The organism is Mycobacterium sp. IEC1808, assembly GCF_002101935.1.
Lineage (GTDB): Bacteria > Actinomycetota > Actinomycetes > Mycobacteriales > Mycobacteriaceae > Mycobacterium.
On the sequence record NZ_LQPV01000030.1, the window covers coordinates 59,295 to 83,914 of the forward strand.

The 24,620-nt window shown below is 64.9% G+C and carries 20 protein-coding genes and 1 pseudogene; 7 read left to right on the plus strand and 14 right to left on the minus strand.

The window, feature by feature from the left end:
- Nucleotides 1–149 precede the first annotated feature (149 nt).
- Together AWB92_RS18030 and AWB92_RS18035 are read left to right on the plus strand one after the other, a co-directional pair.
- Entirely contained in the window at nt 150–1,298 is a 1,149-nt protein-coding gene (locus AWB92_RS18030; RefSeq protein ID WP_085188065.1) for a zinc-dependent alcohol dehydrogenase, read from the plus strand.
- A gap of 17 nt (nt 1,299–1,315) precedes the next feature.
- Nucleotides 1,316–1,927, plus strand: coding sequence for a hypothetical protein (locus AWB92_RS18035; RefSeq protein WP_085188067.1), 612 nt, complete (start codon nt 1,316–1,318; stop codon nt 1,925–1,927).
- 188 nt (nt 1,928–2,115) lie between these two features.
- On the opposite strand, the gene AWB92_RS18040 is transcribed toward AWB92_RS18035, so the two are convergent.
- The 10 genes from AWB92_RS18040 to AWB92_RS18085 all read right to left on the minus strand — a co-directional run bounded on the left by AWB92_RS18040 (nt 2,116) and on the right by AWB92_RS18085 (nt 13,101).
- Nucleotides 2,116–3,285, minus strand: coding sequence for an AI-2E family transporter (locus AWB92_RS18040; RefSeq protein ID WP_085188069.1), 1,170 nt, complete (start codon nt 3,283–3,285; stop codon nt 2,116–2,118).
- A 362-nt stretch (nt 3,286–3,647) separates the two neighbouring features.
- On the minus strand, nt 3,648–5,345 hold the full coding sequence (locus AWB92_RS18045; protein WP_085188071.1) for a cyclic nucleotide-binding domain-containing thioredoxin-disulfide reductase: 1,698 nt from the start codon (nt 5,343–5,345) through the stop codon (nt 3,648–3,650).
- 8 nt (nt 5,346–5,353) lie between these two features.
- Nucleotides 5,354–5,620: a UBP-type zinc finger domain-containing protein gene (locus AWB92_RS18050; protein WP_085188073.1), complete on the minus strand. Its 267-nt coding sequence runs from the start codon at nt 5,618–5,620 to the stop codon at nt 5,354–5,356.
- Nucleotides 5,617–6,066, minus strand: coding sequence for a thioredoxin (trxA, locus tag AWB92_RS18055; protein ID WP_085188075.1), 450 nt, complete (start codon nt 6,064–6,066; stop codon nt 5,617–5,619). Before trxA ends, AWB92_RS18050 begins: the two co-directional genes overlap by 4 nt.
- A 9-nt stretch (nt 6,067–6,075) precedes the next feature.
- The gene (gene clpB / locus AWB92_RS18060; protein ID WP_085188077.1) at nt 6,076–8,700 is read right to left on the minus strand and encodes an ATP-dependent chaperone ClpB; all 2,625 of its coding nucleotides are present in this window, start codon (nt 8,698–8,700) and stop codon (nt 6,076–6,078) included.
- Nucleotides 8,682–8,999 (minus strand): chaperone modulator CbpM, encoded by a 318-nt coding sequence (locus AWB92_RS18065; RefSeq protein ID WP_085188079.1) that lies wholly within the window; start codon nt 8,997–8,999, stop codon nt 8,682–8,684. The genes clpB and AWB92_RS18065 overlap by 19 nt, the downstream gene beginning before the upstream one ends.
- Complete coding sequence (locus tag AWB92_RS18070; RefSeq protein ID WP_085188081.1) at nt 8,996–9,925, minus strand: DnaJ C-terminal domain-containing protein; 930 nt, start codon at nt 9,923–9,925, stop codon at nt 8,996–8,998. The genes AWB92_RS18065 and AWB92_RS18070 overlap by 4 nt, the downstream gene beginning before the upstream one ends.
- A 6-nt stretch (nt 9,926–9,931) precedes the next feature.
- The gene (locus AWB92_RS18075) at nt 9,932–10,456 is read right to left on the minus strand and encodes a nucleotide exchange factor GrpE (RefSeq protein WP_085188083.1); all 525 of its coding nucleotides are present in this window, start codon (nt 10,454–10,456) and stop codon (nt 9,932–9,934) included.
- Nucleotides 10,457–10,462: 6 nt separating this feature from the next.
- Nucleotides 10,463–12,346: a molecular chaperone DnaK gene (gene dnaK / locus AWB92_RS18080; RefSeq protein ID WP_085188085.1), complete on the minus strand. Its 1,884-nt coding sequence runs from the start codon at nt 12,344–12,346 to the stop codon at nt 10,463–10,465.
- Between the two features lie 302 nt (nt 12,347–12,648).
- Nucleotides 12,649–13,101 carry a DUF1931 family protein gene (locus AWB92_RS18085; RefSeq protein ID WP_085188087.1) on the minus strand — a complete coding sequence of 151 codons (453 nt, stop codon included), beginning with the start codon at nt 13,099–13,101 and terminating at the stop codon, nt 12,649–12,651.
- Between the two features lie 342 nt (nt 13,102–13,443).
- On the opposite strand from AWB92_RS18085, the gene AWB92_RS18090 reads away from it, so the two are divergent.
- The 3 genes and pseudogenes from AWB92_RS18090 (at nt 13,444) to AWB92_RS18100 (ending at nt 18,054) form a co-directional block, all read left to right on the plus strand.
- The gene (locus AWB92_RS18090; RefSeq protein WP_085188089.1) at nt 13,444–14,601 is read left to right on the plus strand and encodes a low temperature requirement protein A; all 1,158 of its coding nucleotides are present in this window, start codon (nt 13,444–13,446) and stop codon (nt 14,599–14,601) included.
- 102 nt (nt 14,602–14,703) lie between these two features.
- Nucleotides 14,704–15,249: pseudogene (locus AWB92_RS18095) on the plus strand (type 1 glutamine amidotransferase domain-containing protein); the annotation flags it as partial.
- Nucleotides 15,250–15,507: 258 nt separating this feature from the next.
- Nucleotides 15,508–18,054 (plus strand): excinuclease ABC subunit UvrA, encoded by a 2,547-nt coding sequence (locus tag AWB92_RS18100; RefSeq protein WP_085188093.1) that lies wholly within the window; start codon nt 15,508–15,510, stop codon nt 18,052–18,054.
- A 9-nt stretch (nt 18,055–18,063) separates the two neighbouring features.
- Here AWB92_RS18100 and AWB92_RS18105 read toward each other — a convergent pair whose 3' ends face one another.
- Both AWB92_RS18105 and AWB92_RS18110 read right to left on the minus strand, forming a co-directional pair.
- Nucleotides 18,064–19,113 (minus strand): hypothetical protein, encoded by a 1,050-nt coding sequence (locus AWB92_RS18105; RefSeq protein WP_085188095.1) that lies wholly within the window; start codon nt 19,111–19,113, stop codon nt 18,064–18,066.
- A gap of 104 nt (nt 19,114–19,217) precedes the next feature.
- Nucleotides 19,218–19,757, minus strand: coding sequence for an adenylate/guanylate cyclase domain-containing protein (locus tag AWB92_RS18110; protein WP_241523506.1), 540 nt, complete (start codon nt 19,755–19,757; stop codon nt 19,218–19,220).
- 427 nt (nt 19,758–20,184) lie between these two features.
- Between AWB92_RS18110 and AWB92_RS18115 the strand changes: the two genes are divergently transcribed.
- Together AWB92_RS18115 and AWB92_RS18120 are read left to right on the plus strand one after the other, a co-directional pair.
- On the plus strand, nt 20,185–20,583 hold the full coding sequence (locus AWB92_RS18115; protein WP_085188099.1) for a YchJ family metal-binding protein: 399 nt from the start codon (nt 20,185–20,187) through the stop codon (nt 20,581–20,583).
- A gap of 57 nt (nt 20,584–20,640) precedes the next feature.
- Complete coding sequence (locus AWB92_RS18120) at nt 20,641–21,786, plus strand: zinc-binding dehydrogenase (RefSeq protein ID WP_085188101.1); 1,146 nt, start codon at nt 20,641–20,643, stop codon at nt 21,784–21,786.
- 5 nt (nt 21,787–21,791) lie between these two features.
- Here the strand turns inward: AWB92_RS18120 and AWB92_RS18125 are convergent, their stop codons facing one another.
- Both AWB92_RS18125 and AWB92_RS31100 read right to left on the minus strand, forming a co-directional pair.
- A complete protein-coding gene (locus AWB92_RS18125) occupies nt 21,792–22,676 on the minus strand; it encodes a cutinase family protein (protein WP_158090385.1) in 885 nt (294 codons plus the stop codon).
- A 123-nt stretch (nt 22,677–22,799) separates the two neighbouring features.
- On the minus strand, nt 22,800–24,620 hold a 1,821-nt coding region (locus tag AWB92_RS31100), incomplete at its 5' end, for an alkaline phosphatase family protein (RefSeq protein WP_142282153.1).

The following is a 24,620-nucleotide window of genomic DNA, read 5'->3' on the forward strand; positions in this document are numbered from 1 at the left end:
CTTAACTATTCAGCGAGCGGTCCGGTGGCGCCGCTCCTGTTCCGCAAGGGCGAATTCGGCGCTCGGTTTCAGGCCTCCGGGGCCAGTTTTCGGTCGCGTGGCGCGGGTAATCCAGGACGGATCATCACCGACGTCCAGTGAGGAGCTTTATGCGCGCGATGACGTACCGCGGTCCCTACAAGGTCCGGGTCGAAGAGAAGGCGATCCCGGCGATCGAGCATCCCAACGACGCGATTGTCAGGGTGCAGTTGGCCGCGATCTGCGGTTCCGATCTGCACCTCTACCACGGAATGATGCCCGACACCCGGGTCGGCCATACGTTCGGACACGAGTTCATTGGCGCGGTTGAGGACGTGGGCTCCTCGGTCGAGACCTTTAAGCGCGGTGACCGGGTGATGGTGCCGTTCAACATCTTCTGCGGGTCGTGCTATTTCTGTGCACGGGGGCTGTATTCGAACTGCCACAATGTCAATCCGAACGCCACCGCGGTGGGCGGAATCTACGGTTACTCCCACACGTGCGGGGGATACGACGGCGGGCAGGCCGAGTACGTGCGGGTCCCCTTCGCCGACGTCGGCCCCTCCCCGATTCCCGACTGGATGGACGATACGGACGCGCTGCTGTGCACTGACGCGCTGGCCACCGGATACTTCGGGGCCCAACTCGGGGACATCGTCGAGGGCGATACCGTCGTCGTCTTCGGCGCCGGGCCGGTGGGCCTGTTTGCCGCGAAATCGTCGTGGTTGATGGGGGCCGCCCGCGTGATCGTGATCGACCATCTCGAGTACCGGCTGGAAAAGGCCCGCAGCTTCGCTCACGCCGAGACGTACAACTTCGCCGACTGCGACGACATCGTGGTCGAGATGAAGAAGGCGACCGACTTTCTCGGAGCGGACGTGGCCATCGACGCTGTGGGGGCAGAGGCCGACGGAAACCTGCTGCAACACGTCTCGGCGGCGAAGTTCAAGTTGCAGGGCGGCTCCCCGGTCGCCTTGAACTGGGCCATCGATTCGGTTCGCAAGGGCGGAACGATCTCCGTCATGGGCGCCTACGGGCCGATGTTCAGCGCCATCAAGTTCGGCGACGCAATGAACAAGGGCCTGACCATTCACACCAATCAATGCCCGGTCAAAAGGCAGTGGCCCCGCCTGTTCTCCCACATCAAGAACGGCTATCTCAAGCCGAGTGAGATTGTGACGCATCGGATCCCGCTTGAGCACATCGCAGAGGGGTATCACATCTTTTCATCCAAGCTTGACGACTGCATCAAGCCGGTCGTACTTCCGCAGGCAAGCTGAACAGACAGGAGCAGCGCATGACTCAGACACAACGGCTACCTGCCTACACCGAAGCACATCCGCCGACGCCGAGCAGCGACGAGTTGCGGGCACAGATTCCCGGTTGGGGTGCCGACCTTGACCCGAAGGACCGGCCCTCAAATCCAAAGCTGCGGCAGGATTTACCCACCGAAACGCACTGGGACTTCCCGGAGCGGCAACCCGAAAAGTGGCCACGGGAGCGGTCTGTAGAACACCGGTTCCTCACACCGGTGTTCGGCACGGCGCAGCCGCCCAGCGGAATCTCCGGCAGGTTGCGCAAATACGCCTACAAATTCAGCGAGGGCCGTGCGGCCCACTGGCTGATTCTGCTCTATGCGGATCGGGTGGACGCGGCCGAGCATCATGTCCGTTCGTTTTTGACCACGCGTCCCGATAATCCTATTACGGAGACGGGAATCAAAAGCGAAGTGACGCATCACGGTATCCAGTCACGGATGCGCCGGAAGCGGTCCGACCTGGCCCACATCTGGATGGATCCGTTCATCGTGGCGGGCCCGTGGATCCTCGGTGGCCAGGCGATCGCCACCGTGGCGAGAAAAGCCGTGAAGGCTATGGGCGGGAACGGCGGCCGCGTCGGTAGGCACTAGCAGACAATCGTTGGAGCCCACAGCCTCGGCTGGGGCTCCAACGATGTTGCGGCTACCAATCGTTACGGGCGCTTGCGACTCGCAACACCGTGTCGGATTACTGCTGAGCGCTTGGAGTGCTCCCCGCACGACTCAGCATTTGCCGGACCGTCATGTCGCCCTCCGGTTCGAACCTCCGACGGCCTCGCTCACAGTTTGTCGAGCGTGGGGAATAGTAGTTCCCGGACGGCCAGTTGAATGGCTGCCGCTATCGGGATGGCAACGAGCGCACCGACTATCCCGAGCAGCGCCCCGCCGACGAGCACGGCCAACAACGTGGCGACCGCCGGCACGTTGACCGCGCGCCCGATGATCTTGGGTACCAACAGATAGTCCTCGGCGAAGCGAAACAACGTGTAGAACAAAAGAGTTCCGATGGCTACCGGAACGGAGACGGTGAGTGCGACCGCGGCGACGATCACACCGGCGACGCTCGACCCGAACGGGATGAGGTCCAGCAAAGCCACGAATATGCCGAGCAGCAGCGGGTAGGGCACATCGAAGATGACGAGCCACACGAAGGTGGCCACCCCGGCGATGGCCGAAATGACCAGGTTGCCGAGCACGTATGCGCCAACTTTCGCGTACACCTGATCCCCGATGAGGATCGCGCGAGGCCGGCGGGAGTGCGGCACGAAGCGGTATAAGGTCGCGCGGATCCGGGGGAAATCGACCAGAAAGTAGACCGTCAGCACGGCGACGACCACGACGTCGGCTACGGCCCCAAAGACCGCCTTTCCCGCCTCGACGGCCTGCCCGACGACCGCATGTCCGGAGCCGTTGACTGTCTCGGTGATTCGTTGTTGAAGGTGGAAGCGGTCGTTGAGCCGGCCGATCCACGACGAATGGTCACCGATGTGCTGGATGTAATGGGGTGCCTGGTCGGTGAACTCCCGCGCCTGCTGAACCAGCGGGGGAATGGCAGCGGCCAGCGATCCGCCCACCACCGCGATCACTGCGAATAGCACCGCGGCGACCGCCGCCCAGCGCGGCACCTTCTTCCCGACCAACCATGACACCGCCGGCGCGAGTCCCAAGGCTATAAAGAAAGCTACGCCAATCAAGAGAAGCACCGACGACGCCGCCGCAAGACCGCGTACCGCGCCGTATGTGACCGCGACACCGGCCGATGCGGTCAGGCCGACGAAGAACGGTGAGTGCCAGTCGAATCGGCGCCCGGGAGGCCCCACGGGCTGCTCTGGTGTACTGAGCTGCGCCGCAACATCTTCGGCGTCAGCGATGGGCCCTCCGTCCGTGGCGCGGGGCTCGCGAGTAAAGCTGCCGTTTGCAGCCGCGCTCAGCGCCGTCCTGTTGCTCATCGCGTAGTTGCCTTTCGCAGTCGACGAGTCGGGTGGCCAATTCCCGCAACGGGGTATCGGTCTGACATCCTCGCTGTACCCGGGACGGCGCCGATTCGAAACAGCAGGGGGGCGACGGCGGACCTTTCTAATAGCCGTTGCTGGACAATCGATCTGATGTGATTTCAAGCGCGATTCGGCCCGCCGCTGCTAATTGCCGTCGCTAATTTGGGCCTCGGAGGGCGAAAATCTGGCGGGATGGCGGTGCCAGGTCGGCCCACGCCGTCCGGCTACGGTACGAACCTTTGAAATGGCAAAATTTTGGCAAGGCAAAAGGTTGGGATACCGGCGGCCGGTGGTCACCCCGTGGCGACCTCCGCCGATCAGATCCCGAAGTACTCGTGGATTTGGCGGATTGCCATAGCCCCTTCGCCGACCGCGGATGCCACTCGCTTCACCGACCCGCTGCGCACGTCTCCGGCGGCGAAGACACCGGGCACGCTGGTTTCCAAAAAGACCGGGCGGCGGACCGTGGTGAGCCCGTCCGCGCCGGCAACGTGATTCGCCGCGGCCTGACCAGTTTCGATGAAACCGTGGCGGTCGAGCGCGACCGTGCCGGCCAACCACTCGGTGTTCGGGTCCGCCCCAATGAACACGAAAAGTGCGCGCGCCTTGATAGATTCCCGCTCACCGGTCTGATTATTCTCGGCCACAACGCAATTCAACACCTTGTCGCCGTGTACTTCGCGGACTTCGGTGTGGAGACAGACCTTCACTCGCGGCTGCTGAACTATCTGGTCGACGAGGTAGCGTGACATGCTCTTGCCGAGGTCGTCCCCTCGCACCAGCAGATATACGCGCGGCACCTGAGCCGCCAGGAACACGGTCGCCTGTCCGGCGGAGTTACCGGCCCCTACGATGACGACCGGACCGTCACCGCACAGCAGCGCTTCCTGATAGGTTGCGGCGTAATACACGCCGTCGCCATGGAACGCATCGATCCCCGGGACGTCCAGGCGGCGATAACGTGCTCCGGTCGCCAGCACCGCGGAGCGGCCGACGGCCACGGTGTCGTCGGCGAACGTGATCTGGAGCTGCCCACCGTCGGACTCGAGCCGGGTGGCCTCGGCGGACACGGAAATGCGCGCGCCGAACTTATCGGCTTGCAGGAATGCACGTTCGGCGAGGTCGGACCCGGATATTCCGGCCGGGAAGCCCAGGTAGTTCTCAATGCGCGACGACGTCCCGGCCTGGCCGCCGACGGCGATTCGCTCTATCGCCGAGGTCCGCAACCCGTCTGAAGCGCCGTACACGGCAGCACCCAGACCGGCCGGACCTGCGCCGACTACTATCACGTCGCGTTCGTCGGTGATTACGTCGGGCACGCTGAGGCCCACCACCCGGGCAAGCTCGACATTGCTGGGATTGCGCAGCACCCGGGTTCCCCAGATCACGACAGGCGTGTCCTCGGGCGGAATGCCGAAACGGTGCAGCAGCCGCTCAGCGTTGGGGTCACGTTCCAGGTCCAGCCATCGGTGCGGTAATCGGTTGCGGGCGGCGAACTCTCGCAATCGGGGGGTGTCGGGCGAGAAGCACGAGCCGATAATCCGGAACCCGACGCGCTGCCCGATCAACAGGGAACGGCGGACCAGATATGCACGCAAAATCAGGTCGCTCAGAACTTGGTCGTGGGCGACCAGAGCACGCACGCGATTGGTGGGAATCGCCAACACCTCGCCCTCGACCACCACGATCGCGGTGTAAAACGCTGGCTGGCCTTCGAGATCACCGAGCTCCCCGAGAAATCTACCGGCTCCGTGTACGCGCAGCACCTGCCGCCGACCCGAATCGTCGTCGGTCACGATTGCGACTTTGCCCGACAACACCACAAACAACTCGTGGGATCGCATCCCTTCGCGAACCAGGACCTCGTCAATTCCGACCCGCCGCCTGCTGCCGCCGGGAAGCAGCTTCGCGATCTGGTCCTCGGTCAATCGTGGGTATGCACCGAACAGGTCCGGGGTCTCCTCCCACTCCTGTGCGGCCGGGGCCGACGATTCCACGGACGTTGCGTCAGACATCAGCCACCTCAGACGTAGTTTTCGTGGACATAACACCAACGCCACGATTCACCGGGCTCGAAAGATTGCACGATGGGATGGCCCACCGCGTGGGCGTGTTGACGGGCGTGGCGCATCGGAGACGAATCGCAACACCCGACGTGCCCGCAGCTCAGACACAGCCGAAGATGCACCCACGGGCTGTGCAGACGCAAACATTCCTCGCAGCCTTCGGGAGTTCTGGGAGTGACCCGGCGGATGGCCGCCAGGTCGGGGTCGATGAATGTCGACGTCATGATTGCGCCTCCTTGGTTGTCGTTGACAGTGTCTGGTCAAGCCAATTGCGCAGCGCCGCGACGGGAGCGGCACCCGCTTGCCGCGCCAGTACTTGGCCGTGGTCAAGGAGCAGTAGTGTCGGTACCGCCTGCACCGTGAACCGCCGCGAAATCGCCGGCGCCTTGTCCACATCGACCTTGACCAGTTTGAGTTTTCCGGCGCGTTCGCTGGCCAGCTGCTCCAACGCCGGACTTACCATGCGGCACGGCCCACACCAGGTTGCCCAGAGGTCGACAAGTACTGGAACCGAGGGCTTTTCGGCAACCTCGGCGAAGTCAAGGTCACCGGCCGCAGCGATCCACGGCAGCCACTGGTGACAATTGGCGCACCGGGGCTTCCCCGCGGCTGCCGCGGGTACGCGGTTGCGTTTTCCGCAGTGCGGGCATGTCACGATGTCTGTTTCCATGGTTCTCCGTCAGGCCGCCAGGGCCGGTTCCGAATACGCTACGGCGAGTTCGCCGTTGTCCACGGTAACGCGGATCGTGCCACCGCCCGCGACGTCGCCGCGTAGCAACGCCCGGCCGATCTTGGTCTCCACCTCGTGGGCGATGTAGCGGCGCAGCGGCCGCGCCCCGTACACCGGGTCGTAGCCGTGTTCGGCGATCATCCGGCGAGCGTCCGGGGCGATATCAAGCTCGATTTGCCTTTCCGCCAACCGATCCCGCAGCTCGGCCAGCTGCAGCTCGACGATCCGTTCGAGCTGCGCCATCGACAGCGGGGTAAACAACACGATGTCGTCGATGCGGTTGAGGAACTCGGGCCGGAAGTGTCCGCGCAGCTCGGCCATCACCCGGTCGCGCGCGTCGGGCTTGATCTCGCCGTCCGCGGTGACGCCGTCAAGCAGGTAGTGCGACCCGATGTTGGAGGTCATGATGACCACCGTGTTGCGGAAGTCGACCTGACGGCCCTGTGCATCGGTGAGCCGGCCGTCGTCGAGCACCTGCAGCAGGGTGTTGAACACATCGGCGTGCGCCTTTTCGATCTCGTCGAGCAGCACCACCGAGTAGGGCTTGCGACGTACCGCTTCGGTCAGCTGGCCGCCCTCCTCATAGCCGACGTATCCGGGTGGCGCACCGACCAATCGGCTCACCGTGTGCCGCTCCTGGTACTCGCTCATGTCAAGCCGGACCATGTTGTCCTCGCTGTCGAACAACGCGGCGGCCAGCGTCTTCGCGAGTTCGGTCTTACCGACCCCGGTGGGTCCGAGGAAGACGAACGAGCCGATCGGGCGGCGCGGGTCCCGGATTCCGGAGCGGGCCCGAATCACGGCATCGGCGACCAGCTGGACCGCCTCGTCCTGGCCGATTACCCGCTCGTGCAGTATTTCGTCGAGCCGCAGCAGCTTTTCCCGTTCGCCCTCCTGCAATCGTGCGACCGGGATGCCGGTCCATGCGGACACGATTTCGGCGATCTCGTCCTCGGTGACGGCCTCGCGCAGCAATCGCTTTTCGCCCTGCTTGGACGTCAGCTGTTCTTCGGCCGCTTGCAATCTGCGTTCCAGTTCGGTGATCTGGCCGTAGCGCAACTCAGCCGCCCGGTTGAGGTCATAGTTGCGTTCGGCTTCTTCGGCCTCGTGCCGGAGCTGCTCGAGTTGCCCGCGCAGTTCCTGTACCCGCCGGATCGCCTGCCGTTCGGCATCCCATTGGGCTTGCCGGGCATCGGCCTCGGCTCGCAGATCGGCCAATTCTTTGCGAAGTTCCTCCAGCCTGGACTTGCTGGCCGCGTCAGTCTCCTTGGCCAGCGCCGCCTCCTCGATCTCGAGGCGGGTGACCCGACGGGTGATCTCATCCAACTCGGCTGGCATCGAGTCGATTTCGGTGCGCAGCCGCGCACACGCCTCGTCCACCAGGTCGATCGCCTTGTCGGGCAGGAAGCGATCGGTGATGTAGCGGTGCGACAGGGTTGCCGCCGCCACCAGCGCGGCATCCTGAATCTTCACCCCGTGGAACACCTCGAGGCGTTCGCGCAGCCCGCGCAGGATCGAAACGGTGTCCTCGACGTCAGGTTCGTCGACCAGCACGGTCTGGAACCGGCGCTCCAGCGCGGCGTCCTTTTCGATGTGCTTGCGGTATTCGTCGAGGGTGGTGGCACCGATCATGTGCAGCTCACCGCGGGCCAGCATCGGCTTGAGCATGTTGCCCGCGTCCAGCGACCCCTCGGTCGCGCCGGCGCCGACCACGGTATGCAACTCGTCGACGAACAGTAAAATTCGACCCTCGCCCGCCTTCACCTCTGACAGCACCGCCTGCAGCCGTTCCTCGAACTCACCCCGATACTTCGCACCTGCCACCAACGAACCCATGTCGAGGGAGAAAACGGTTTTGTCCCGCAACCCTTCCGGAACATCGGCGCGAACGATCCGCTGGGCCAGGCCCTCCACGATCGCGGTCTTTCCGACGCCCGGGTCGCCGATGAGCACCGGATTGTTCTTCGTCTTGCGGCTGAGGATCTGAATCACCCTGCGGATCTCGGCGTCTCGGCCGATCACCGGGTCCAGCTTGCCGGCGCGGCCCTCGGCGACCAGGTCGCGGCCGTACTTTTCCAACGCCTCGTAGGCCCCCTCCGGGGACGCTGACGTGACCCGCTGGTTGCCGCGGACCTTGGTCAGCGCGCCGAGGAACGATTCCCGCGTAACACCATGGGAGGCCAGAATCCGTCCGGCGGCACTCGCAGAACCCTCCTCGGCGAGGGCGATGACGAGGTGCTCCACCGACACGTATTCATCCTTGAGCCGCTTGGCTTCTCGCTCGGCGGCCGCCAACAGCGTCGCGAGGCGCCGGGTGACAGACACCTGACCCGGCGCGGCGCCCGGGCCGCTCACCTTCGGCCGACGATTCAGCTCGCGTTCCAGGTCCGCGCGCAGGGCCGCTGTATCGGCGCCTGTCTGATCCAGCAGCCGCGGCACGAGACCCTCGGGCTGGTCGATCAGCGCCATCAACAGATGTTCGCCGTCGACCTCGATATGACCCATTCGGGTCGCGATGCTCTGCGCTTCGGCCAACGCCTCCTGTGACTTCTGCGTCAGCTTGTTGATGTCCAAGGTGAGGGCCTCCTTCGGCGAGAAGCGGATTCCAGCTCTTCGATGTGGTCCAGCAGATCGAGCACCAGCCCGATCGCCGCGTAGTTCAGTCCCAGACCGGTCCTCAACCGCTGGATGCGGGCGACCGTCGCCAGAGCAGACGGTTCGAACCAGAGATCCCCGCGGGCATCCTGCTGGCAGGCGACGAGGCCGAGCGCCACGAGCCGGCGCACCATGTCGGGATGCAACGCGCAGCGTGTTGCGAAGACGTCGAGTTGAATTCCGGGCCGCCGCGCCAGGGCATAGCGTGGCGCGGTCATCGCCCCCTCCTCGGGTCGAACGTGGACTCCGCCGCCAGTTGCTCGAACAGCTCGCGTTCCCGCGCCGTGGGTTTCGGCGGCACCATCACCTTGATCTCCGCGTACAGGTCGCCGTCGGCACCGCGCGGGTTGGGCATGCCTTCGCCGCGCAGCCGCAACCGTCGACCGGTCGACGACCCCTGCGGCACTTTGACTTTCGCTTCGCCGCCGGGAGTTCGAATAGCGGCCGTGGTTCCCAGCACCGCCTCCCACGGCGACACCGGCAGATCGACGGTGACGTCGCGCCCGTCGAGCCGGAATCGCGGATGCGGCATGATGCGCACCCGCAGGTACAGATCTCCGGCCGGTCCATCGCCGCTACCTCGGCCGCCCTCTCCCGCCAGCCGTATCCGCTGACCGTCGATGACACCGGCGGGAATGTTCACCCCGTAGTTGCGGCCATCCAGTGAGATCTGCCGTTTGCCGCCCCGATAGGCCTCCTCGACGGTCAGCTCCAACACCGCTTCCTGGTCGGCGCCCGGAATCGGCCCGAATCCGCCACTGCCGCCGAACATGTCGCCGAAAAGGTCTTCGATATTGATGCCGCCGGCGCCACCGAAGCCCTGGCCGTACCGCACCCGCGCGCCAGAAGGCCCGGGCCCTCCGCCCTGGAAGCCACCGAAGCCACCCGCACCGGCGCCCACCCGCTCCTCCCAATCCTCGGGAACCTTGCGGAAGTCTTCGCCGAATCGGTCGTAGCGCTTGCGGGTTTCAGGATCCGACAGCACGTGGTAAGCCTCGTTGACCTCCTTGAACCGCTCTTCGGCCGCTGGGTCCTTGTTGACGTCGGGATGATACTTGCGGGCCAAGGTGCGGAACGCCCCCTGAATCTGATCGGCTGTCGCGTCCCGCGACACCCCGAGCACTTCGTAGTAGTCGCGGGCCACGAAGCGTCACTCCCCGCGTCGGCTGACCACCACAGCCGCGGGCCGCAGTTGCCTCGAACCTTCGCCGTACCCCGGACGAAGCACCTCGAGAACCGTCCCGGGCGCGCTGTCCGGCTGGTCCACCACACCCACTACCTCGTGACGCTCCGGGTTGAAGGGCACTCCCGCCTCTGCGTCACGCGGATAGCCGAGCTGCTCCAGAATCTGTAGCGCATGCTCGAGAATGCTTCGTAGACCGTCGAGGACCGCGTCAGATCGGTCACCGGCATGACTGATCGCCCGCTCCAGGTTGTCCACGACGGGCAGCCACGCACCCGCCACCCTGGATCGTTCCGCTGATCGTTCGCGGTCCAGTTCGCGCGCATACCGCTTGCGCGCGTTGTCCAGATCGGCGACGGCGCGCCGCCAGCGGTCCTCGAGTCGGGCGCGCTCCTGGTCTGAATCAGATTGAGACGCAACCGCTTCTGGCGGACTTTCGTCGATGCGGCCACCGTCCTCTTCGGTCTTGGATTGCTCTGCGGGGCTGACCATTACGGCTCAGCCCCGATCGAACTCGGCGTCGACCACGTCGTCGTCACGCACTGGAGAGCCCTGGCCGTCGCCTGTCGGGTGCCCGTTGCCGCCACCGGACGGCATGGGTTGCAGACCGTAAAGCACTTGCTGCAGTTCGGATGTCAGCGACTGCACCCGGTCCATCGGTGCATCTTCCTTGACGGCTTGGCGAGCGTCGGCGACCAGCATCTCGGCCCGTGCGCGGTCGTGCGGCGCCGCCGCATCGCCCAGTTCGGCAAGCCGGCGCTCCACCTGGTAAGCCGCCGAGTCGAGCGCGTTGCGTGCCTCGACAGCCTTGCGCAGTTGCTCGTCCTCGCGGCGGTTGGCGTCGGCCTCGGCGAGCATCCGCTCCACCTCGCTCTTATCGAGGTTCGACTGCTCGCTAATGGTGATGCCTTGCTCGGCCCCGGTGTCCTTATCGCGCGCTGTGACGTGCAGGATGCCGTTGGCGTCGATATCGAAAATGACCTCGATCTGCGGCTCACCCCTGGGGGCCGGGCGGATATTCTCCAACTTGAATCGACCGAGTACGCGGTCGTCCCGGGCCAGCTCCCGTTCACCCTGTAGGACAACCACATCCACGGCCGGCTGGTTATCCGCGGCGGTGGTGAAAACCTCGCTGCGCCGTGCCGGGATGGTGGTGTTGCGTTCGATGATCTTGGTCATCAGCCCTCCAGCGGTCTCCACCCCGAGCGACAAGGGGGTGACGTCGAGCAGCAGGACGTCGGAGACCTCGCCCTTGAGGACACCGGCCTGGATCGCGGCGCCGAGCGCAACGACCTCGTCGGGGTTCACGCTCATGTTGGGGTCTTTGCCGCCGGTGAGCCGGCGGACCAAAGCCTGGACTGCGGGGATACGGGTGGAACCGCCCACCAGGATCACCTCGTCGATGTCGTTCGCGCTCACCTTGGCGTCGCTCATCGCCTGCTTGACCGGTCCCATCGTTCGCTCAACCAGGTCCGCGGTGAGGTCGTCGAACTTCGAGCGCATGATCGCGGTGGTCAAATGCTTCGGTCCGCTGGCGTCGGCGGTGATGAACGGCAGATTGATCTGGGTCTGCGCCACCGACGACAGTTCGACCTTGGCCTTCTCGGCCGCCTCGAACAGTCGCTGCAGCGCCTGCGGATCCTTCCGCAGATCGATGTTGTTCTCACGCTGGAACTCATCGGCGAGGTAGTCGACGAGCCGACGGTCGAAGTCATCGCCACCCAGGTGCGAATCACCGGCGGTGGCGCGGACCTCGACCACCCCATCACCCACGTCGAGCAGGCTGACGTCGAACGTGCCCCCGCCGAGGTCGAACACGAGTACCGTCTCGTGCCCCTTCTTGTCCAGCCCGTAGGCCAAGGCCGCGGCCGTGGGCTCGTTGATGATGCGCAGCACGTCGAGGCCGGCGATCCGGCCGGCATCCTTGGTGGCATTGCGCTGGGCGTCGTTGAAATAGGCCGGGACGGTGATCACCGCCTCCTTGACCCGCTCACCGAGGAACTTGCTGGCATCGTCGACGAGTTTGCGCAGCACCTGTGCGCTGATCTCCTCGGGCGCATACTGCTTGCCGCGCACGTCGAACCGCGCGGCGCCACCCTCACCCTCGACGACGTCGAAGCTGACCGCCTTGGCTTCCTCCGATATTTCATCGAAGCGGCGGCCGATGAATCGCTTCGCCGAATAGATGGTGCCCTTTGGATTCATGATCGACTGGCGCCTGGCAAGTTGCCCGACCAGGCGCTCGCCGCTTTCCGTGAACGCCACCACCGAGGGCGTGGTGCGCGCTCCTTCGGCATTGGCGATCACGATCGGTTCCCCGCCCTGCCAGGCGGCGATCACCGAGTTTGTGGTCCCGAGATCAATGCCTACCGCTGTTGCCATCGTCTATCCTCCGTCGGTTGTCGCTAGTGAGGTCGTGCAGCGCGCAGTCGGGCTACCTCAACGCCGGCGGCGACGACACACGTCAAAGCCGTCGCTTCTCCTCCGTCGAAAGGTTTTCGGAGGCGCGGGCAAGGGCTAGTCGTAGCGCATGCGCCGAAACGCGCGTCGTAATTCACTCCCACTCCAGGAGTCTGGCAATCCGCGGCGAATGTCGCGGGGGCCTGGACAGCCCAAATTTCCGGGTGGGATTCGTCCTGGCAGCACCACTAAGGGAACACGACAGGTGAGGTACTCCCGAGACATCAGAACACCAGCCGAAATATCGCAAACACCTGATTCCAATGCTCAGTGGACGGGTTGGACACCGTCGCGTCCACGACGCGGAATGAACGTGCCAGCGCGATACTCAACCCGCCGAACAGCTCTGGCAGCAGCCGCTCGGCGTCCTCAGCGAACGTGACCTCCCCAGGTGGTTGTCGCACCACCTGGCTCAGGAGTTCGCGGATTTCCTCGGCCTCCTCTAGCTTGTCGAATTCACGCATTCTCTCCTGGATGCCCTTGGTGATCGGAAGGTCCTGCGCCACAATGACGTCACGCCCGTTGGACTTTGCCGAGTTGCGCCCCGCGATGGCGATGTCATCGATCTGCTCGTCGACGAACTCCCGGAAGCGACGTACGTCGTTGCGGTCGATCTTGATACTTGCAACTGAGCGAAAGAACCGTTCGAACACCGGGATACCCGACGGATGGGTCACTCGATACCTCCGTTCAAAACTCACGACCGGCCAATCAGGCCAACGCTCAACGTTGGCAGTGTCACCGGTGGCACGAACCGGACCCGCAGGCCCAACTTCGCCAGGAAGTTTCGGCCTGACAGGTCAGAGGCACGAGGAAACATGCGTCGGACGATGTGGCCGGCGGAACCAATCGGTGACGGCTGGCGCGTTTTCGGATTGACCCGGATTTTTCGGGTTATTCCGGGTGAGGGCGCTGAGCGGTGTGGACGGAGCGGCTCGACGTCTGGTCGTGCGCCCAGCGATCCCCAGCGATCCAAAGAATGCTCGGGGTGCGTTGATGCACGAAGGGGGAGTGACGCGATGGGTGACGACGATGAGGAGTCGGGTCAGCACGCGGGCCCACGGTCCGAGGGCCACCTTGAGCTGTTCTTTGATCTGGTGTTCACCTTCGCCATGGCACAGGTGACGCAGCTAGCGCTGCATGACCTTTCGCCGACGGGTTTCGGCCGGGCCGCACTGGCGTTGCTTGCAGTGTGGTGGGCCTGGGTGGGATACACCTGGCTCATCAACACGTTCGACGCGCCCGACGTGTGGCACCAAGCGGTGGTCATCGCTGCGATGGCCGCGATGCTTGTTGCCGCAGCGGCGCTTCCGGCAGCGTTCGGGTCGGGCGCGCTGGTCTTCGCGATCGCCCTGCTGGTGGTTCGGTTGATCCACGTAGTGAAGTTCGTCGCCCTTTCCTCACACGAGGACACCGCGTTGCGGCAGGGCACCCGTCGGATAGCGCCGGCGTTCGTCGCCGCGCCGGCCTGCATCGTCGCCGCCGCCTTTATTGGCTCGCCCGGCCGCGAACTGCTGTGGGTAGCGGCGGCGGTGATCGACTACGGCGCACCGGGCGTGCTCGGCCTCGGCGGATTCCGCGTCTCACCGTCCTACTTCGTCTCGCGCCACGGCTCGATCATCATCATCGCGCTTGGCGAGGTAGTAGTCGAATTGGGAGGAGCCGCAAGGGATCTCGGCCGATGGGAGGTAATTGCTGCGCTGGTGCTAGGCGTGGCCGTCATGGCCACATTCTGGTGGACCTACTTCGGTGTGACCTCCGGAGCCCGACAGCGGCTGGAGCGGGCCATCGGTACGGAACGCGCCCACCTTGCCCGCGACGCCTACAGCTACCTGCATCTGCCACTTGTCGCCGGCATCATGTTGTTCGCCGTCGGAGCGCACGCCGCCATCGAACACACCACTCACCCCCTGCCGCTGCTGCCCGCCGTCGCACTGGCCGGCGGCATGGCGTTGTTCTACTTCGCGGATGTCGTCTACCGGTGGCGCGACCATCGGCAGGCCCCGGTTGACCGCACCCTTACCGGTGTGGCCGCGGCGGCGACTCTGCCAGCACTGTTGCACATGCCGGCCCTCGCAGCGCTCGGCCTTCTCGCTGGCATCGGGGTTTGCCGTTTGCTCTGGGAATTGCGGCAACGGCCACGGATCGGTCCGGCCCTAGCAGGACAGGCGCGTTGACGGGCGCTGACGCGAGCGAACACACTCGCGGTCGGTTGAGCAGCCAGCCGGCGGCAGGTGGTAACTCGGCGCTTCGAGCGCCGTAACCGACAGGAGATCACGATGTCACAGGCACGACGCCTTTCAGGGCGAAAAATCGCAGCTTTGGCGGCCGACGGCTTCGAGAAGGTGGAACTGGTAGTTCCGTTGCGTGCGTTGCAATTGGCCGGAGCGAAGGTGGATGTCGTGTCGCTGCGCCACGGCCGAATCCGCGGGGTCAATTTGCACATGCCGGCCAGCCGGGTCGGTGTGGACAAGGTCGTCACCGATGCCGAACCCGGCGCCTACGACGGACTGCTGCTTCCAGGCGGCTTCATCAACCCCGACCTACTGCGGCAGTCGGCGGCGGCCCGGGAGTTTGTTCGCGCGTTCGACCACGCTGGCAAGCCAATCGCCACGTTGTGTCACGGGCCGTGGGTGCTTGCGTCGGCAGGATTGCTCGATGGGCGGACCCTGACCTCGTGGCCGGGCATCCGCGATGACCTGGTGAACGCTGGCGCCACCTGGCTTGACCGCGAGGTCGTGCGTGACCGCAACCTGGTCACGAGCCGGGGCCCACAGGACATGAGGGCGTTCTTGCCGGCGACGCTCGACATCTTCGCCGAGTCGACGGATCAATCGCAGACGGTCACGAACCATAACGGCTCGGATCCACAGCTCGACAAGCCCCTTGGCTGGGCGGTATCCGCCCTGCGCTGGTCACCGAAGCCCTCGGCGGCGGCACTGACCAGCGTTGCCGCGGCGGCGCTGGCGTCCCCTCTGCGGAGACGGGTTTCCATCAAAGAGTAGAGAAGCACATACTGCTGCGAGATCGAACAGCAAACTACATGCTTGCGCGGCTGCGGCGCGGGTACTCGCCTGAGCACGATGACAGGAATGTCCGAGCGACGCACGGACGACATCGATCCTTGTGTGCGCGTTTACGGGACGCGGGTTCACAATCTGCGGGGTGTCGATGTCGTCGCGCCACGTGACGCGCTGGTCGCGTTCACTGGGATCTCTGGGTCCGGCAAGTCGTCGTTGGCCTTCGGGACCATTTATGCCGAGGCCCAGCGCCGCTATTTCGAGTCGGTTGCACCGTACGCGCGTCGGCTGCTTTTGCCGGCCGGTGCGCCGAAGGTGGATGACATCACCGGGCTACCGCCCGCCGTCGCATTGCAGCAGCGCCGGGGTTCGGCGACGTCGCGGTCGACGGTCGGCACCGTCACCACCCTGTCGAATCTGCTGAGGATGCTGTTCTCGCGCGCCGGAACCTACCCGCCGGGCGCCACGGAACGGCTGGACTCCGACGCGTTCTCGCCGAACACCGCCGTTGGGGCGTGCCCCGAATGCCACGGGTTGGGACGGATCCATCGGGTGAGCGAGGAGACCCTGGTGCCAGACCCGTCGCTGACCATTCGCGAAGGCGCCGTTGCCGCATGGCCGGGGGCTTGGCAGGGCCAAAACCTCCGTGACATCCTGGTCACACTGGGGTACGACATCGACAAGCCATGGCGGAAACTGCCTAAGCGGCAACGCAATTGGATCCTGTTCACCGATGAGCAACCGACGGTCGAAATCGATCCGAGCCAGCACCCCGTGCAGGCGGACTACTACTACAACGGGACGTTCTCCAGCGCCGAGCGCCACGTGCGCCACACGTTGGCCAACTCGCACAGCGCGATGATGCGCCGCCGCGTGTTGCAATTCGTCGACAGCGTCGAATGCCCGGTATGCGGCGGTTCAGGGCTGCGGCCGGAGGCGCTGAAGGTGACATTTGCCGGGCGCACCATTGCCGATTACGTGGGGATGCCGTTGGCTGATCTCGCTGAAACGTTGCGCCCCACGGCTTCTCGGACCGACGCCGCCGCCGCGTACGAGTCAACGGAGTCCGGTGAGCTGACGGAGGTGGCGACAATGATCGCCGCCGACCTCGTCGCACGCCTGGAGGTACTCATCGATCTCGGCCTCGGCTATCTCACGCTGAGTCGCCGCACTCCGACCGTGTCACCCGGGGAGTTGCAGCGGTTGCGGCTGGCCACCCAGCTGCGTGCCGGCTTGTTCGGCGTGCTTTACGTGCTCGACGAGCCGTCGGCCGGACTGCACCCCGCGGACGCCGAACCGCTGCTCGACGTGCTCGATCGCCTACGGCGGGCCGGCAATTCGTTATTCGTGGTCGAACACGACATGGATGTGGTACGCCGCGCCGATTGGGTCGTCGACGTCGGACCCGGGGCAGGGGAGCTAGGCGGGAGTGTGCTCTACAGCGGGCCGGTACCGGGTCTCGCCGACATCGAGCAATCCGTCACTCGCAGCTACCTTTTCGACGGGGCCAGTCCGCCAACTCGTCAACCGCGCACGCATTCCGGACAGCTGCGGTTGGGCGGGATCTGCTTCCACAATTTGCGAGACCTCGACGTGGATCTGCCACTTGGTGTGTATACCGCGGTCACCGGAGTGTCCGGCTCCGGCAAGTCGACGCTGGTCGTCAAAGTCCTCGGCGACGTCGTGAACAGCCATCTCGGCGCGGGACGCGCAGGCGAGCCGGCCGCATCCGATGACGACGAAAACGACAGCGAGATCGTCGATCTCGATCACGACGCGAGCGTCGGTGTGACGGCAAAAGGGGTCGAGGAGATCAATAGGCTGGTATCAGTCGACCAGCGCCCGATCGGACGCACGCCGCGCTCGACACTGGCGACCTACACCGGTTTGTTCGACGCCGTGCGCCAGGAATTCGCCGCGACTCCGAAGGCGCGGCGCCGCGGTTGGACAGCGGGCAGGTTTTCGTTCAACGTGGCCGAAGGTCGCTGCCCCACCTGTCAGGGCGAGGGGTTCGTCTCGGTCGAATTGTTATTTCTGCCAGGGACATACGCCACATGCCCGGCGTGTCAAGGAGCGCGTTACTCCGACGAGACACTCGAGGTGCGATACCGCGACCGCAACATCGCCGACGTGCTCGCGATGACCGTCGATGAGGCCTCGGAATTTCTTGCCGACGTTACCAAGGCGGCGCGGAGCCTGACCACGTTGCAAGAGGTCGGACTGGGATACCTCCGGCTTGGGCAGCCCGCGACCGAGTTGTCAGGCGGTGAGGCGCAGCGGATCAAGCTCGCCTCCGAACTCCAGCGACCCCGCCGCGGGCATACCCTCTACGTCCTCGACGAGCCGACCACCGGGCTTCACCCCGCCGATGTGGACCTGCTCGACCGCCAATTGCACCGGCTGGTCGACGCAGGCAATACCGTGGTGGTGGCCGAACATGACATGCGGATGGTCGCTGGCGCGGACTGGGTGATCGATCTGGGACCGGGCGCCGGCAACGACGGCGGTCGCGTTGTTGCGGCGGGCCCGCCCACGGAGGTGGCACGCGCGAAAAACAGCCGCACGGCGCCGTATCTGGCGAAACGGTTGGCGCCGTTTGTTACTCGATGAAAAGTCGAGTCATTCTTCTGTGCGTGAGCTCGCTTGGTCGAATCGCTGGCGTTGGCGAACCCCATATGCCGCCGCCTTTACGGCGTCGTCGTCCTCCATCCCCGATCCCAGGGCACCGCCCAACGTGGCGACCGCGGCCACCAGCCAGGACATCAACAACAAGGTTGCGAGGTTGACAGGATGGCCGATGTTTTTAGCGACCAGTTCCGGAGGCAGCGTCCACCAGGCTGTCACCAGCAGCAGGAGAAACAACGCAGCGTGGAAAATCACGACACCGATTAGCAGAGTGATGACGGTAGAAGCGTTGTACAACACCGCGCGTTCACGTTCGCCGGTGGAATGCGGGCGTTCCCACAGTTTGTGTTCGATGATGAGCCAGGCGATCAGCGCTGCGGTCGCCAAGATCGTTGCCGTACTCAATCGCCAGGGGCCCATCGTGACGGACAGCTGCCACATCGTCGGATACGCGAGGCTTACGGCCCCTGTGGCGAACGCCGCCATCATCACCTTTGACATGCCAGTCACCAACCGCCACGGGCGATTTGCGTAAACCATTCCTGACAGCAGACGTAGCCGTGACCAAGCTGTCGGCGCGACATAGCGGACAACGTCGTCGTCCGCTATGCGCCTCAGGCGCTTCACCGACGGACTGTGCTTTTCCGGCTGGTCCATAATCTCGGCCACAACGGTCCGCGCCAAGTTCCTCACTCGGCGATCGATAAAAACACCGCCGGCGCCGGGAATGGAGATCACGCCGAGTCCTCCAGCGACGCTGATATCGGCTATCACCGGCGTCGTGCCCTGACGTCGCGGCAAGTCCGTGAGGTAGATGACAATGTCGTGGGGTTCGCCGCCCGGGTCGATGATCTCAACCACGTCGGCGACTTCGGCGTGTTCATCGATCAGGTAGGCGTGAAGACGCACGGACACGTCCCACTTGTCGCCAGTCGAAGCGCGGTCGGTGAGCGCGGTTGGTAGCGAACCAGACAGGCGTTCGGCAATCGCGGCGGGAGCTCCGGGATCAGCGATAAGCAGGATCGATGATGGTTCGCCTTGCATCGGCACCGCCTACCCGCGTCGCCAGCGGCCAAACTTCACCGGAGCCCGAGCGAAAATGTGAGCTGGAAGCGCCGGCCGGCTCGCACCCCGGCGTCCGTGTCCGTTCAGCTCGCGATGGTGATCCGGCGGGCTGTCACGGGTTCGGCCTTGCCCTTGAGGTCGAGGGTGACGGCCTCACCCTCGTCGACGGATGCGATGCGCGCTACGGCGTCGGACATGACGATCTCCCCGCCCGCTGCGACGCTTTGCAGCCGCGACGCGGTGTTCACGACGTCGCCGATCGCGGTGAAGTCGCGGATCTCGGCTTCACCGACGATCCCTACATACGCCGGGCCGACGTCGAGACCGATGCCCACCTCCAGCTGCGGCCCCGCGCGAGTGCCGTAGCCCTGGGCTCGCAATATCGCGCGAGCGTCGCTCACCATCGAATTGACATAGCGCCCGTCGGGCGTCAGCGGCGCGAAGTAGAGGCCCATTACCGCATCGCCGATGAGTTTGTCGACGATGCCGTGCTGGACGATCACCTGCGTCAGTTTCGAGTAGAAGCGATTCAGAATCGCGACCATTTCGCCGGGTGGCAACGTCTCCGCCAGCGCGGTCGAGTTGCGCACGTCGGCGAAGAGCACCCCGATCTGCAGTGTCACACCGCCCGTGGGCGATTTCTCGAAACAGGCCTCACACCAGCGGGGGTTCTTCCGCGACGGGGTTTTGCCCGCGCGTCGCATCAGCCAGCCGCCGAATCCCGTATATGGGCTGCCACAGGCCTCACACCGCGGGGCAGACGGGAGCCTCGAGAGCATTCGTATACCTCGACGCACCCTGGCGTGCCCGAAGTAATCGAAAAAGCGCGCCCATTCCTCCGCGTCGGCCTGCGCGCCATCGGGGCGGGGCGGCGTGCGCTCGTGCGGCATCCCTCATTTTCGCATCGGCTGGCACTGATGCTCGACAGTTACTTGCGCTGATCCTTGACAGGCGGCGCAAATGCAATCGGCGCCGGCGGCAATGGCGGGGCCACCGACGTGCTGACACCCCACCGCACGACACGATGTCGAGACCCCGCAAGCTGTTGAGATGGACGAGCTTCTCGGGCCGCCGTGTCCGTGCGGCAGTGACGATGGTTATCGCGCTTGTTGCGGGCCGCTTCACTGTGGAGAGTTGCAGGCCCGATCGGCCGAGGAACTGATGAGGTCGAGGTATTCGGCATTCGCCTACGGTGACGCCGATTATCTGTTCCGCACGTGGCACCCGCGTACGAGGCCGGTCGAGGTGAGCGTTGACCCGACCGTCGCCTGGACCGGTCTGGAGGTGGTCGACACCGTCGCGGGTGGCCCGGACGACGATTCTGGCGAAGTGGAATTCACGGCCCGATTCGAGTCCGTGGGCCGCGCCGGCAGCTTGCATGAGCGCAGTCGCTTCGAACGCCGAGCCGGCCGGTGGTTCTACCTCGACGCAGTCAGGGAAGATTCGTAGCCGCGTTTCGTGTTCAGAAGCTGAAGGCACACCCCCGACAGGAACGAGGAACCACGCATGGCCGGAGATTTGCCTGATAACGCCCTAGAGCTGCGTTCACTGGTCACGTCTGGGGGCACGCTGGAACTCTCGCTGGAGGAGGTTCCGGTTCCTGCCCCCGGCGCCAACGAGGTGCTGGTACGCGTGGAAGCCTCGCCGATCAACCCGTCAGACCTAGGACTTCTCGTTGCCAGCGCGGACATGAGCACGGCGACGGTCGCGGGCACGCCCGAGCGTCCCGTGGTCACCGCCCAACTCGGCGAGGCCGCCCTAAAAGGGCTGTCGGCCCGACTCGACCAGTCGCTTCCGGTGGGTAACGAGGGCGCAGGCACCGTGGTGGCGGCGGGGGAGTCGCCAGCGGCCCAGGCCCTCGTCGGAAAAACTGTCGCGATTGCGGGCGGCGCGATGTACTCGCAATACCGAGCGATCGACGCTTCCGCATGTTTGGTCCTGCCCGAGGGTGCCACGGCCCGCGACGGGGCGTCGTCTTTTGTCAATCCGCTGACGGCCCTCGGAATGACCGAAACCATGCGCCGCGAAGGACATTCCGCCCTCGTGCACACCGCCGCGGCGTCGAATCTCGGGCAAATGCTGGTCAAGCTCTGCCAGGAGGACGGGATACCGCTGGTCAACATCGTCCGCAAGCCGGAGCAAGAGAAGCTGCTGAGGTCGCTCGGCGCAACCTACGTCCTCAACTCGGCATCGCCGTCGTTCTCCACCGACCTCGTCGAGGCCCTCAAAGCCACATCCGCGACGCTCGCGTTCGACGCCACGGGCGGTGGAACGCTCGCGAGCCAGATCCTCAACGGCATGGAGCAGGCGGCCAACGCGACCGCGGCGGCATACTCGCGCTACGGATCGAGCGTCCACAAGCAGGTGTACATCTACGGCGCGCTCGACACCAGTCCGACGGTGCTCACGAGGAACTTCGGGATGGCTTGGGGCGTCGGAGGGTGGCTGCTGACCCCATTTCTTCAGAGCATTGACGCCGCGACCTTCGGTCGGCTGCGCGCCCGGGTGGCCGCCGAGCTCACCACGACGTTCGCGAGTCGCTACACCAGGGAGGTGTCACTTGCCGGCATGCTCAAACCCGACGCGTTCAACGAATACGTCAAGCGAGCGACGGGAGAGAAGTTTCTCGTGACGCCACACGCCCTCGCCTAGTCTCGTCAAACCTGGCTGGTGGAAAACGGTTGCGTCTCTTGGCCCGCCAAGGCGATGAAGTTATAGATCGGCGTCGTGTCGTAGGTGTAGTGAGACGCGTTGGGGCCGGCCGCTAAGAACATTCCGCCGTTGTAGATTGCCTCGGTGATGGAGATGATTTCTTCAACCGATGTGGTTGGGTTGACCAGCTTTAATGCGTCGCGCAGGATCGCGAAAATGTTTGGGCTATTGGCGTTCTGGACGATGTTGTAGATTTGGGTCTCGATCACTCCCGGACCCGCCTCGGCCGTCCACGGGTCGGGACCGACGGGGGCGTCCGTGTAGATGTCGTTACCGACACCGATGGTGTTGACGAAATCGCCCCAGAAATGTCTGACCGGCGTGAGTAGGTGGGGTGCGACATCCTCCGGCCTCATGCACGCCGGACCCGATACGCCGCCGGTGACAACACCGTCTACATTGGCGGGCATCGGCCATCCTGCGAACTGGTTGCCTGAGGCGAATCCCGGCAGTCTGAGGGGATTTCCCCAAACACCCACCGCGACAATGCGGTTCGCGATCTGCGGATTCAGCCACGCTATCGTGTGCAGGAATTGACAAACGACGATAGCGCCCTGGGAGTATCCCAGCAGGATGATGGAGCTTTCTGGATACGACGGCGCGCCATCCGGCGGATTGATTTGTGTGCAAAGCCTATTCAGCTCGGCGACGCCGGCGTCCACGCTCGGACCCATGGGGAACGCGCTGGCGGGATAGTTACCGACGGGCTGCCAGTAGAACAGGTCGGGGAACGCGGCCGCCAGTGCGGCGGCGACGCCGGCGGGCTGCGGTGGCGCGGTGTTCCACATGTCGACACCGGTCCCGGATACGGTCATCACTATGTGCGGCATCATGCACCTCTCAGCTGAAATGTGAACCAGCGCTCAAAGGTGGAGTGCCCCGTCCCCGGCAATCCGACACTCCCGCAGGAGTTCAGGATTTCCGTGTCCGGTCACGCCTGCCGCAGCCGGCTTTTACTTCCAGAATTCGTTCATGGGCTGGGCGTACATGTCGTTGGCGGTGAGAGGTCCCAGCGCTCCCGGCGACGGACTCAAGGCGTCTTCGATGGTGGCCATCAAGCTGTACTGGTCGTAGTGGCTGGTGGCGATGAAGTGGCCGGATTGCATCGCCCCGGTCGCGGCGTTGACGGCGCCCGCGTTGGGGATGACGATCATCGGTACGTTGTTGCCCTGGTTACCGATGCCCAGCGACAGGTTGTTGTAGTCCTCGTCGAATGTGATGATGATCGCGTCGTGCTGAGTCGGGTCGGTCCACGTGTTCGAGCCCATAATGGTGGACACCTGTTGCTGGACGAACTGGTCGCCAGCAGCGATGTTGTATTGGTGCGTCGTGAGCTGGCTGCCGAGGAAGTTCAGCGCGCCACCAGGGAAATTGACGGGGCCTTCCATGTTGTTCGACTCGTTGGCGGCTATCCACGTGAATTTCGGTGCGGTGCTTGGGTTTTGCAGGTCGGTGCTCAAATTCCCCAGCGGGAGCAGGTGAGTGGTCAGGTAGTTTGGGTTGGGGTTGGCGTAGACGTAGTTGAACATCGCGAAGGGTAGTTGGTCGACGGCGTAGTCACCCGAGTCGACGATGGTGCCGGGGGCCGGCATGCTCTGCGCGTAACCGGCCCAGCTGACGCCCGACGCATCCATCTTCGCCATGAGGTTGTTGTTTCCGTAGATGACGTTCGGCGGCGGGTTGACGTCGATGCCGTAGTCCGTTCCGCCGAGGATCCGGAAGTAGTTGGGGTCGCTGGGGTGGCCGAGCGCGTAGTAGTTGTTCGCGTATCCGTAGCTGTTGATCAGGGCATTGATGTACGGCGCGTTGGGGCTGCCGAGGATGTCGCCGACGCCGTGGTTCTCCATGTAGATGAGGAAAACGTGGTCCAGGTGGCCGACGTTGGACGTCGGCACCGTGAGCGTGGGCTGGGTGAGGTTCGGATCGCCGACGGTGAACGACAGGTTGTCGCCGAAGGCGTTGTTGTAGTTGCCGAGGACCGGGTTGTGGTCGGCGAAGGTCGCGGTCACCACGGCTTTGGTGGTGCCAACCGGGATCGTCCCGGAGACGTCGCGTCCCTGGAACCCGGTGATTCCCAAGCGATCCAGCGACGTGACCGACGTGGTCGTGCCGGTGCCCAGAACAGCCCCGCTGCTGTTGAGGAACGTGACTTTCAGTGACGCCGACGACGGGTCCCCCAGGTAGCCGCCGAGCATTCCGCTCAGCGTGTACGGCGTTGTGCCGGTGTTGATCCTGCCGGCCGCGGCGCTCAGGTCGACGACTTGACTGATGGTCGAGGTGGCCACGGGTCCGCCGCCGGCGAAATTGCTGCCGCCGCCCGGGGGCGCGCTGCCGGGGAAACCCAGGAAGCCCGGCAGGTCCGGGATGGAGAAGGGTCCCGGGTAGCCGCGCGGGGTGCCGTAGGTGATGATCGTCGGGGTGCCGCTCACCGTCCAGCCCGGAATGGTTACGCCGCTGTAGCCCGACCCGGACGGGTCGGCGATTTCGAAGCCGGGGTTGACCAACAGGTTCGGGCTCATCGGTAACCCGGGGATCCCGTTTCGGCCGAGCAGCAGTCCACCGGACCCCACGGTGCCGGGGCCGCCCAATAGCCCGACGCCGGCGTTGCCACCGTTGCCGCCGTTGCCGCCGACGCCGACCAGCATGGAACTGCCGCCGCTGCCGCCGTCGCCACCGCTGAAGGTCGAGGCCAGGGCGACGTCCGCGCCGGCCGCGCCGGGACCGCCGTTGCCCACCAGCGACCCGCCGTTCCCGCCGTGGCCGCCGTTCCCGCC

What these genes read in the sequence shown, in the direction of transcription:
- AWB92_RS18115 (WP_085188099.1), top strand. Translation starts at nt 20,185, where the DNA reads ATGGACGAGCTTCTCGGGCCGCCGTGTCCGTGCGGCAGTGACGATGGT.
- AWB92_RS18120 (WP_085188101.1), top strand. Translation starts at nt 20,641, where the DNA reads ATGGCCGGAGATTTGCCTGATAACGCCCTAGAGCTGCGTTCACTGGTC.
- AWB92_RS18065 (WP_085188079.1), bottom strand. Translation starts at nt 8,999, where the DNA reads ATGACCGCGCCACGCTATGCCCTGGCGCGGCGGCCCGGAATTCAACTC.
- AWB92_RS18030 (WP_085188065.1), top strand. Translation starts at nt 150, where the DNA reads ATGCGCGCGATGACGTACCGCGGTCCCTACAAGGTCCGGGTCGAAGAG.
- AWB92_RS18075 (WP_085188083.1), bottom strand. Translation starts at nt 10,456, where the DNA reads ATGGTCAGCCCCGCAGAGCAATCCAAGACCGAAGAGGACGGTGGCCGC.
- AWB92_RS18125 (WP_158090385.1), bottom strand. Translation starts at nt 22,676, where the DNA reads ATGCCGCACATAGTGATGACCGTATCCGGGACCGGTGTCGACATGTGG.
- AWB92_RS18090 (WP_085188089.1), top strand. Translation starts at nt 13,444, where the DNA reads ATGGGTGACGACGATGAGGAGTCGGGTCAGCACGCGGGCCCACGGTCC.
- AWB92_RS18035 (WP_085188067.1), top strand. Translation starts at nt 1,316, where the DNA reads ATGACTCAGACACAACGGCTACCTGCCTACACCGAAGCACATCCGCCG.
- AWB92_RS18040 (WP_085188069.1), bottom strand. Translation starts at nt 3,285, where the DNA reads ATGAGCAACAGGACGGCGCTGAGCGCGGCTGCAAACGGCAGCTTTACT.
- dnaK (WP_085188085.1), bottom strand. Translation starts at nt 12,346, where the DNA reads ATGGCAACAGCGGTAGGCATTGATCTCGGGACCACAAACTCGGTGATC.
- trxA (WP_085188075.1), bottom strand. Translation starts at nt 6,066, where the DNA reads ATGGAAACAGACATCGTGACATGCCCGCACTGCGGAAAACGCAACCGC.
- AWB92_RS18050 (WP_085188073.1), bottom strand. Translation starts at nt 5,620, where the DNA reads ATGACGTCGACATTCATCGACCCCGACCTGGCGGCCATCCGCCGGGTC.
- AWB92_RS18105 (WP_085188095.1), bottom strand. Translation starts at nt 19,113, where the DNA reads ATGCAAGGCGAACCATCATCGATCCTGCTTATCGCTGATCCCGGAGCT.
- AWB92_RS18045 (WP_085188071.1), bottom strand. Translation starts at nt 5,345, where the DNA reads ATGTCTGACGCAACGTCCGTGGAATCGTCGGCCCCGGCCGCACAGGAG.
- AWB92_RS18100 (WP_085188093.1), top strand. Translation starts at nt 15,508, where the DNA reads ATGACAGGAATGTCCGAGCGACGCACGGACGACATCGATCCTTGTGTG.